Source organism: Bernardetia sp., assembly GCF_020630935.1.
GTDB lineage: Bacteria > Bacteroidota > Bacteroidia > Cytophagales > Bernardetiaceae > Bernardetia.
Window position 1 is genome coordinate 65,588 of the sequence record NZ_JAHDIG010000010.1, and the last position, 9,314, is coordinate 74,901.

Genomic DNA, 9,314 nt, shown 5'->3' on the forward strand with positions numbered 1-9,314 from the left:
GCTATTTCAATTCTGAAACAACAGTTTCTTTATTTATTTCTCTAAAAGAATAGATTTTTTTTCCGTTATGCTCTTGCATAAAGTTTTGAGCATCTTCTTTTGTAGAAAAAGGAATAAAATCTTTTCCCATAGCACTTGTCTTGTCGCTACCTGTTACATAAAAAGCTGTCTGTCCATCTATTTTTTGAGTAGTATAATAGTCTGTAACTTCTAATTTTTCAATAGCTTTAGCTATATTATTTGAAGAATCTGCTAGATGAATCAGCATACAGCGAGGAGAGCAAAAAGCTACATTTTTTCCTTCTGCTTTTACCATTACTTGCCAGTTGGGAAAGTCATTGGTTGGCATTCCACAGTTTTGGCAGTCTGTCCATTTTACTTCTACTGATGAGTTATCTGTTTGTTTTGCGTTTTCTTCTTTATTTGTTTGGCTGTTGCAAGCCAAAACTGTGAGAAGGACAAAAATTAGTAAATAAATTTTATTCATTTTGAAACACTATTTTTTCTTAAAAAATTATTTTCTGCCAATAAGAATACAGTATTTTTCTGGTTTTTCTACACGAAATTGCAAAACATTCTGAGATTCTAAATAATCACGAATTTGTTTTTGATTGAATGTCTCTGGGAAAGTAAGAATAATAAATCGTTTGGCAACACGAGCAAGTTCTGGCAAGGCTTCCATCAATTCTTTTTCTTCTTCAAACCCATCTGTGCTTGTAACCACATCAAACTGATTGCTAGGGTAGCCTTGAAGTGTTGGGAAAGGAATATTTTCTTTTGTTGAAAGAGTAGTAAATCCTCCTTTGTATATATTTTTGATTCGCCTTACCTGCTCTTCATCCATAGAAAGAGCAATCGTAGGTAGATAATGAAATTCATCTACTAACTTCCAAATAAAATCCGTCTGTTTTTTTTCTAGATTTAATACTTGGTCGGGCTGAATGCCACGCAAAACACCGAAAAGTTTGTCTAAATAAGGAGATGCATCCTGTTTCTTTAAAAATTCTACTTCTAATTTTTTTTCTTCCCCTAACTGTATGAGTTCTTGTTTTTCTTCTGGAATTAGGTCTTCCAAAGGTTTTTTGAAATAAGTTTGTGTAGAGTTAGTAGTTTCTAGCTTGCCTCTTACAAAGGCTGCCAAGAGTTGTGTATAATAAGTAGAAGGAATTTGTTCTGGTGTTGATGAAAATGGATTTTCCACGAATACTATGTATTTATTGTATAAGGATAGTCAATTATTTTGAAGAAAGAAATGTGTTTTTTATAAGTTAAAAAAATAGCTTTTACAATATTCAAAATAGATATATATATTTCTTCTTCAACTGTACTTCAAATCTCTCAAATATACTCTCTTTTTATAAGTTGTCCTAATTAAAAATAACATTTGAAATAATATAGTGTGGAGTGTTGCAATATAGTTTTGATATTTATTCTTTTTGTTATTACTTCGAAAACTATTTTGAATACCAAGGTGTTTCCACATACTGTACAAGCAGAATCATTAATCATATACTATGAACAAAGCAGAACAAAAGCTCACTCGTTTGCAAGAACTTTTACGCATCGAAAAACGAGAAGATGCAGCACAATATCAAGTCAAAATTGTACAAGCACCACTTGCCAAACGTAGGAAAGACGGACTTTGTTGGTTTCCTGTGGGCATAAACGACGAGTTTGTAGGTTTAGGGGGAAGATGGAATATTGATATCGAACGCTCCAACGACAAAGGGCAACCTCATCAACTCAATGTTGGAAGCATAGTAACTGTTTTTGAGCAAAAAAATGGATTGGAGGGAGAGAAAATTAATGGTGTAGTCAGTAAGGTAGAAAATGATAAGATGCGAATTGCTTTAAATACTGAGGAGTTTCCAGACTTTTTAGACAATCAAAATAGTAGTATTGGTGTTTATTTGGCTTTTGATGATTCTACTTATCGTGAAATGAATCAGACCATAGAAAAGGTTATAAATGCAAAAGATGATAGGTTAGCCGAGCTAAGAGATATATTTTTAGGAGAAAAACAACCTCATTTTGAAAAATGGGAAGAAAGAAACAATAATTTTGAACAATCAACACAAGATTTGAATCAATCTCAAAAAAAAGCTGTTCAAAACATTCTGCAAGCCCAAGATATTGCCATCATTCACGGGCCTCCTGGAACTGGAAAAACAACTACTTTGGTGGCAGCCATTGTAGAAACACTCAAAAATGAGAGACAAGTAATGGTTTGCGCTCCAAGTAATACGGCTGTGGATTGGCTGACAGAAAAACTAAATTCTAAAAATGTAAAAGTAACACGTTTAGGGCATCCTGCAAGGGTAAATGAAACGCTAGAACACCTTACGTTGGATGGAAAGATAGAACAACATTCAGATTACAAATACTATAAAAAGTTATTGAAACAATCTGAACAAATGCGAAAACAAGCCTTAAAGTTTAAACGAAATTTTGGACAGAGGGAACGCAACGAGCGCAAGCACATGTTGCGAGATGCCAAGCGTTTGAAACAAGATGCTTTAAAATTGGAAGAGTATATTTCAAAACATGTCTTGGAAAACTCACAAGTATTGGCGTGTACGCTGACAGGTTCGGCAAGTTATGTCGTAGCACATCGTAGTTTTTCAACACTTTTTATTGATGAAGCAGCACAGGCTTTGGAAGGTGCAACATGGATTCCTATCTTAAAAGCCAACCGAGTAGTTATGGCTGGCGACCATCAACAACTCCCTCCAACTATAAAATCTTTTGAAGCTGCCAAAGCAGGATTAGAAAATACGCTTTTTGAAAAAATAATAAAGAAACATCCACAAGCAGCCCAAATGTTGAGCGTTCAGTATCGCATGAATGAACAGATTATGGAATTTTCAAATCAAAAATTCTATAAAGGAAATCTAAAGGCTTTTGAAACAAATAAAAATCACCTTCTTTACCCAAATCTTGCTCCAGTAGAGTTTGTAGATACGGCTGGCTGTGGTTTTTCTGAAATTCAAGACGAGGAAACATTGAGCCGTTACAATCCAGAAGAGGCAAATTTGGTAGTTAATCATCTCACACAGCTTTTTGAAGAAATTTTACAAAAAATAGAAAACAAGGAAATAGAAAATCCGAAAGAGTTTATAGATAATTTTTCTGTGGGAGTACTTTCTACTTACAAAGCCCAAGTATATCTATTGCGTGATTTGATTCGAAATAATGACCTTCTTAGTAATTATTCTAATCAGATTACGATTCATACTGTGGATGGATTCCAAGGACAAGAAAGGGAAGTAATGTATATTTCTTTAGTTCGTTCGAATGAAAAAGGTGAAATAGGTTTTCTTAAAGACTTACGCAGATTCAATGTAGCCATTACACGAGCAAAAAAGCGTCTTGTTGTCTTTGGAGATTCTGCAACATTGGGAACAGACGACTTTTATAAAGATTTCTTAGATTATGCTGAAAAAATTGAAGCCTACAAAAGTGCTTGGGAGTATATGGTTTAAATTATCATTTTTTATTGTTCATATACTCTAATTTGGATTGAAAAGTATAGCCAATAATTGTAGCTCTTTGTTTGGCTTCATCAGCTTTATTTCCTTCAAAAAGTTCATCTATGGTTGCTGTAAATAAAGAGAGCCACTTTTCAAAGTGTGTTTTATCTATGGGAAGAGGAATGTGTTTTGCAAAAGGACTACCTTTATAATTTCCTTCTCCAAATAAAATTCCATTCCAAAAACGATACATAGTAGGCAAATGAGAATCCCAATTTACGTTAGCAAAATCGTTAAAAATGGGAGAAAGAAGCTCATTTTGGTTTACTCTTTTATAAAAAGTATCGACGAGTAGCTTAATATCTTTTTCGTTTTGTATGTCTTTTTTCATATGGAATGTGATTTCTTAGAGTAATGGACATTAATAGATATTGCTGTTCTGTGAGTCACAGAACAGGGAAAAGTGCCGTTTGTTGGTGTTTTAGTGTAGCGACACCAACAATTTTTTATTTCATGTCCAGTATTCTATTGACTTCTATTGTTAGTTTTATTTATATATTTGTTCTCAATTTCAAATATACTTGTTTTCTTTAAAAATATAAATATTGACAACTCCAACTATACCCTCTACTCGTCGTATAGGTTATTTAGATAGCATAAGAGGTATGGCTGCTTTAGCAGTGGTTATATTTCATTCAAATGCTTGGTTAGATTTTACCAAAGACACTAATTTTAATAGTAGTATTCCTACTCACATATTGAATATTTTTTTCAATGGTCATAATGCTGTATGTTTATTTTTCGTCTTGAGTGGTTTTGTTTTATCCTTAAAATATGTAAAGAAAAATGATATACAGGAGGTATCTTATGTAGAATTCATATTAAAAAGAATCTTTAGGCTTTACCCTGCCTATTGGTTTGTTTTGATAATTGCTGCATTATATACAAGCGCTGATAGTGTAGTTTTTTTCCAAGAACTTCCACTGTTGATTTTTGGAAATAACACATTAATACCTCCATCTTGGTCACTAATAGCAGAAATGCGAATGTCTTTGATTTTTCTTTTCTTGCTTGTCTTGGCTATGCGAAATGTCAAACTTTTATTTGTGGCAGCTTTTTTATTTTGGTTTCTATTTGGGTTTAGAGTCTATGTTTTACACTTTTGCTTAGGAATTTTACTTGCTATGAACTTTGATAAAATACAGCAACTAGAACTAAGCAAAGCAAAAAGATATGTACTGTTTTTTATTGGATTTCTTTTATGCTCCTTCGAACAAATTCATTTTATTATTGTTCCTCACGAAAATTTTAAAGCAACTAATACAGAATTAGGATTTTTTCTCGGTGCTTTCGGATGTGTTATTTGGCTAGTTTTGGCAATGTCTGCTCCCAAATTTCAAAAAAGAATAGAAACCAAACCATTATTATTTTTAGGAGATATTTCCTATGGACTCTACATTGGGCATTGGCTTATTTTTGTAAATATTTTAGAGCCTCACTTTGAATGGTTTCTATCTAAAATCGGTTCTTTTTATCTAACACACATAATAGTCAGATATGGTTTAGTAATTCCTCTTTCACTCCTCTTTGCAACGTTTCTTTATTATGTTATAGAAAAGCCTTTTATAAAGTGGGGATACAATATTGCTAAGAAGTATAAGGACAAATTAGTTCTCAAATTAAATTAATGAGTAAAGCATACATCAAAAAAAATCAGACAATTTCTTAAAGTAGATTGTCTGATTTTTTTTTTGATAAAAGAATTTAAGATAAATGCTTAGTTATCCATAGAAGCCAAAAATTCATCATTAGATTTTGTTCCTCTCATGTGCTTGAGCATATAATCCATTGCTTCATTAGAATGCATATCATTCATCATTCTACGCAAAATCCAAACACGCTGTAATACATCTTTGTCTAAGAGTAAATCTTCACGACGAGTACCCGAAGCAGGAATATCAATAGCAGGATAAACACGCTTATTAGCAAGTTTACGATCAAGTTGGAGTTCCATGTTGCCTGTTCCCTTAAATTCTTCAAAGATAACTTCATCCATTTTAGAACCTGTATCAATAAGTGCTGTGGCAATAATAGTGAGTGAACCACCATTTTCTACATTACGAGCTGCACCAAAGAAACGTTTTGGTTTGTGAAGTGCATTAGCATCTACACCACCAGAAAGAATTTTTCCAGATGATGGAACAGTTGTATTATATGCACGAGCCAAACGAGTAATTGAATCCAAGAGAATAACCACATCGTGTCCACACTCTACCAAACGCTTGGCTTTTTCCAAGACCATATTAGAAACTTTTACATGTCTGTCGGCTTGCTCATCAAAGGTAGAAGCCACAACTTCGCCTCTTACACTGCGTTCCATATCCGTTACCTCCTCTGGACGCTCGTCTATCAAAAGAACAATCAGATAACATTCTGGGTGATTTTCAGCAATCGCATTAGCAATTTCCTTTAAAAGTACTGTTTTACCAGTTTTGGGCTGTGCTACAATCATTCCACGTTGCCCTTTTCCGATAGGTGCAAACAAATCCAACATTCTTGTTGAATAAGTATTTGGTTTTGTGGAAAGATTAAGGCGTTCACGAGGGAAAAGTGGAGTAAGGTGTTCGAAAGAAACACGGTCTCTTATTTGTTCGGTTGTTTTGCCATTTACAGATTCAATTCTGAGCAAGGCAAAGTATTTTTCTCCGTCTTTTGGTGGACGAATCTGTCCTCTGACAGTATCTCCAGTTTTCAAGCCTAAAAGTTTGATTTGAGAAGGAGAGATATATACATCATCAGGACTTGCCAAATAGTTGTAGTCAGAAGAACGCAAGAAGCCATAGCCATCAGAAATAACTTCCAAAACTCCTTCGCTAGTTACCACGCCATCAAACTCACGAATGTTATATTTTTTGTTTGAAGAACGTTCCTTTTTATCTGAATTTTTTTCAGAATTATGGTTTGACTTTTCAGAACGATTAGAAGAGCTTTCCTTTTCCTCTTCATTTGGCTTTGAACGCTGTGAAGCTCTATGTACATTAGATTTTGAATCTGTTTCTTTTACATTTACTCTGCTTCTACGACGCAAATTATCGTTTTCTTGTCTGTCGTCATTACGGTCTAGTCTAGAACGTCTTTCTGTTTTGTCAGAATCTTCATTACTACTGGTATTATTAGAACGAGTAACATTTTCACGTTTTCTTTCACGCAATGTTTCTCTCACTCGTTCTACTGAATCATCTTGTTTTGTGTTATCTGATTTTTTAGACTCATCGGATACACTACTATCAGATTCTTTTTTAGAAGTTTTTTCTCCAGTATCTTCTTTGTTTTCTTTGTCTCTTTTCAAAAAACTAAAGGTTGGCAGTTTGTAACCAGAAGGTTTTTTTTCAGAGACTTCGTTTTTGTTCTCTTTTGTGGTTTCAGAAGCAGGTACAGCTTCTTTTTCTTGCTCTACATCTTCGTCCTCACCATTAGTTGCTTGGTGGTCTAAGATTTTGTAGATAAGGTCTTTTTTAGTCAGTCGGCTATAATTTTTTAAGCCCATTTCAGTGGCGATAGTACGCAATTCGGAGAGTAAGCGAACATTGAGTTCCTCAATATTATACATATTGGCTTATAAGGTTGGTAGGGATAATGGTTTGATTCTAATTTTTTTAAAGATTTAATCCAAGTTTAGTAAGGATATTAAATCAATGATAGAAAAAAACGTGAAGTTGTTATGATAAAAGATATAGTAAAAGAGATATTGATATAGCTTTATAGTATTAAAAACTACAATTAATTAATAAATGTATGCTTGAAATTTTATATCAACATCTGTTAAATAATGATTGTACAAAAAATGTATTGTAGATACTTTATAAATACTCTAGTATCAGAATATTTTCAAAAGTGGAAAATACATTGATTGAAAAGATGAGAGGAATGACTTTGATTTTTATAAAAAATATCACAAAAATATAAGTTGGTGAATATATATCAATTACTGTATGAGTAATGTTGAAATTATATTGCAGACTTATCCTCTTTTTGTATCCTTTAGCAGTAATATTTAAAGGACACGTAAATATAACGTTTTTTTAACGAAAAGTTTTATTTATTTTTTATTTTATCAAAATAAATATCTCTAAAAGGCTTTCATTTGCTCCAATATTTCCAAAATCCCCAAATTTTTCGTTTTCTAAGATATTCCAAATCAGATTCGTTTTGGTAGGCTTCTCTTTCAAAAACAATATTCATATATGCCTTGTGATGTTCTTTAAACCTAATAAGTTGGACAATATAATGTCCTAAATAAGCCAAGTAAAAAGGAACAATCAACATCTCTAACTGCTGACGTAAGTGTATTTTCTCATGGTTGATTAATACTTTATCGTATTTGTCATCCACTTCTTCCACCAAAACGAAAGGAAATAAAGCCATTGCACGAGGAGGGCTTGGTAAAATTTTGAACAGTAATGGGTTGGTAAGTAAAATCAAGGAAGTATTTTTTAGAACAAAAAAAATAAATTTTCAACGACTAAGTTGCTTTTTTTCTTCTGGAGACAAATCGTCCCACCTTTTTTTGAGAGCCTCTAAATTCGAAATGCAATCTTCCAGCCCCATCTGAGTACATAATGTTTTTATATCTGTGGCTTTATTTGACTTATTGCTATTTATTTGTTTGATAAAAAAAGGCGAAACTATTTTTGATGCTTTTTCTGCATTCATATCTGAAAAACTCAAACTTTCTCTAAGTTTTTTGGCATGATAGTATTCCATCAGAGACGTAATTTGTGCCACAGACAGCGAAGAGGCTGTTCCATTATAGACTTTCAAAAACTCATCAAAGTGTCCTGCTCCTGCTTCGCTTTCCAACAGACGAATAAAAGAGTTTTTTCCAAGTTCAAAAACTTGGTGTATTTGTCCGTCAGGTACACTAACCTCTGCTTTTACCTTATTAGCTAGGTTAGCCTCAGCATCACTTATAATTTTATCTATTGGACTAGTAGTCATAAATTTTTTAAATTTTTGTGCGTTTTAAAAAAATCTCTCATAGCCGATTTTGTGTTCTGACTATGAGAAACAAAGTACCAAAATAGATTTAACTAAAAAATCCTCCCAGTCCACCTTTTTTACCAAGCAGCCCCCCAAGCAATCCACCAATATTATCTAGGTTGTCAAGTCCCAGTTGAGACATCATCGAACCTTCGTCTTCAGCTTTTCCTGTTTCTGGAGAAGCAATCTTTGACATAATAAAAGGAATAACCATATTCGAAACCATTGCAGCCGTTTCTTTTGAAACCCCCATTTTCTCCATTAAATCACCACCAAACTGATTAACAAGACGCATAACTAACGGATTGGCTGTTGTGGAAGTGGCTTTTCCATTAAAAATATCTAAAAGCTGAGGCAGATTTCCACTTAGTGCTTCGCTTGCTATTTGTGTAAGAAATGCATCTTTGGCTACATGAGCTGTTTTTTCTACTTGTTCTTCTGAAAAGCCTACTTCTTGTTTAAGTTGTGAGCCAAGTTGAGCCTGTGCAAGTTGTAGTAAGTCGTCTATCATAATTTTTGTGTGTTGTGAAAAATAAAAAATGGAATGATTACAAGATACTATTTTTTTGATAGAAAGATAATAAGATATTACCAAAATCACAGTTTTGTAATTGTCGCTTTTGAAAAATAATTGTATTTTGAAGATAAAAAATACACCAAATTTATCTTTAAAGAACTATGTTAGGACATATTCGCCCTGTGTTTAAAAAAAACACCCCTAATCTACAATCGTATCGAAATGCGTATTGTGGAGTTTGTGCTAGTCTTCGTAAAAAACATAGTCAGCCTTTTTCGCTGCTCGTC

General features: G+C 33.2%; 9 protein-coding genes. 2 read left to right on the forward strand and 7 right to left on the reverse strand.

Annotation, left to right across the window (positions count from 1 at the left end):
• Position 1: 1 nt before the first annotated feature.
• The gene (locus QZ659_RS04750; protein WP_291722646.1) at positions 2-487 is read right to left on the reverse strand and encodes a nitrous oxide reductase accessory protein NosL; all 486 of its coding nucleotides are present in this window, start codon (positions 485-487) and stop codon (positions 2-4) included.
• 27 nt (positions 488-514) lie between these two features.
• A complete protein-coding gene (locus QZ659_RS04755) occupies positions 515-1,201 on the reverse strand; it encodes a hypothetical protein (RefSeq protein WP_291722649.1) in 687 nt (228 codons plus the stop codon).
• Positions 1,202-1,514: 313 nt separating this feature from the next.
• On the opposite strand from QZ659_RS04755, the gene QZ659_RS04760 reads away from it, so the two are divergent.
• The gene (locus QZ659_RS04760) at positions 1,515-3,482 is read left to right on the forward strand and encodes an AAA domain-containing protein (protein WP_291722653.1); all 1,968 of its coding nucleotides are present in this window, start codon (positions 1,515-1,517) and stop codon (positions 3,480-3,482) included.
• A 4-nt stretch (positions 3,483-3,486) separates the two neighbouring features.
• Here QZ659_RS04760 and QZ659_RS04765 read toward each other — a convergent pair whose 3' ends face one another.
• Positions 3,487-3,861 (reverse strand): group III truncated hemoglobin, encoded by a 375-nt coding sequence (locus QZ659_RS04765; RefSeq protein WP_291722656.1) that lies wholly within the window; start codon positions 3,859-3,861, stop codon positions 3,487-3,489.
• Between the two features lie 214 nt (positions 3,862-4,075).
• Between QZ659_RS04765 and QZ659_RS04770 the strand changes: the two genes are divergently transcribed.
• On the forward strand, positions 4,076-5,158 hold the full coding sequence (locus QZ659_RS04770; RefSeq protein ID WP_291722660.1) for an acyltransferase family protein: 1,083 nt from the start codon (positions 4,076-4,078) through the stop codon (positions 5,156-5,158).
• Between the two features lie 89 nt (positions 5,159-5,247).
• Here the strand turns inward: QZ659_RS04770 and rho are convergent, their stop codons facing one another.
• The 4 genes from rho to QZ659_RS04790 form a co-directional block, all read right to left on the reverse strand.
• The gene (rho, locus tag QZ659_RS04775; RefSeq protein WP_291722663.1) at positions 5,248-7,080 is read right to left on the reverse strand and encodes a transcription termination factor Rho; all 1,833 of its coding nucleotides are present in this window, start codon (positions 7,078-7,080) and stop codon (positions 5,248-5,250) included.
• A gap of 530 nt (positions 7,081-7,610) precedes the next feature.
• On the reverse strand, positions 7,611-7,952 hold the full coding sequence (locus tag QZ659_RS04780) for a hypothetical protein (protein ID WP_291722666.1): 342 nt from the start codon (positions 7,950-7,952) through the stop codon (positions 7,611-7,613).
• Between the two features lie 33 nt (positions 7,953-7,985).
• Positions 7,986-8,468 (reverse strand): hypothetical protein, encoded by a 483-nt coding sequence (locus tag QZ659_RS04785; protein WP_291722669.1) that lies wholly within the window; start codon positions 8,466-8,468, stop codon positions 7,986-7,988.
• Positions 8,469-8,556: 88 nt separating this feature from the next.
• Positions 8,557-9,021, reverse strand: a complete 465-nt coding sequence (locus QZ659_RS04790; RefSeq protein ID WP_291722672.1) for a hypothetical protein — start codon at positions 9,019-9,021, stop codon at positions 8,557-8,559.
• Positions 9,022-9,314 lie beyond the last annotated feature (293 nt).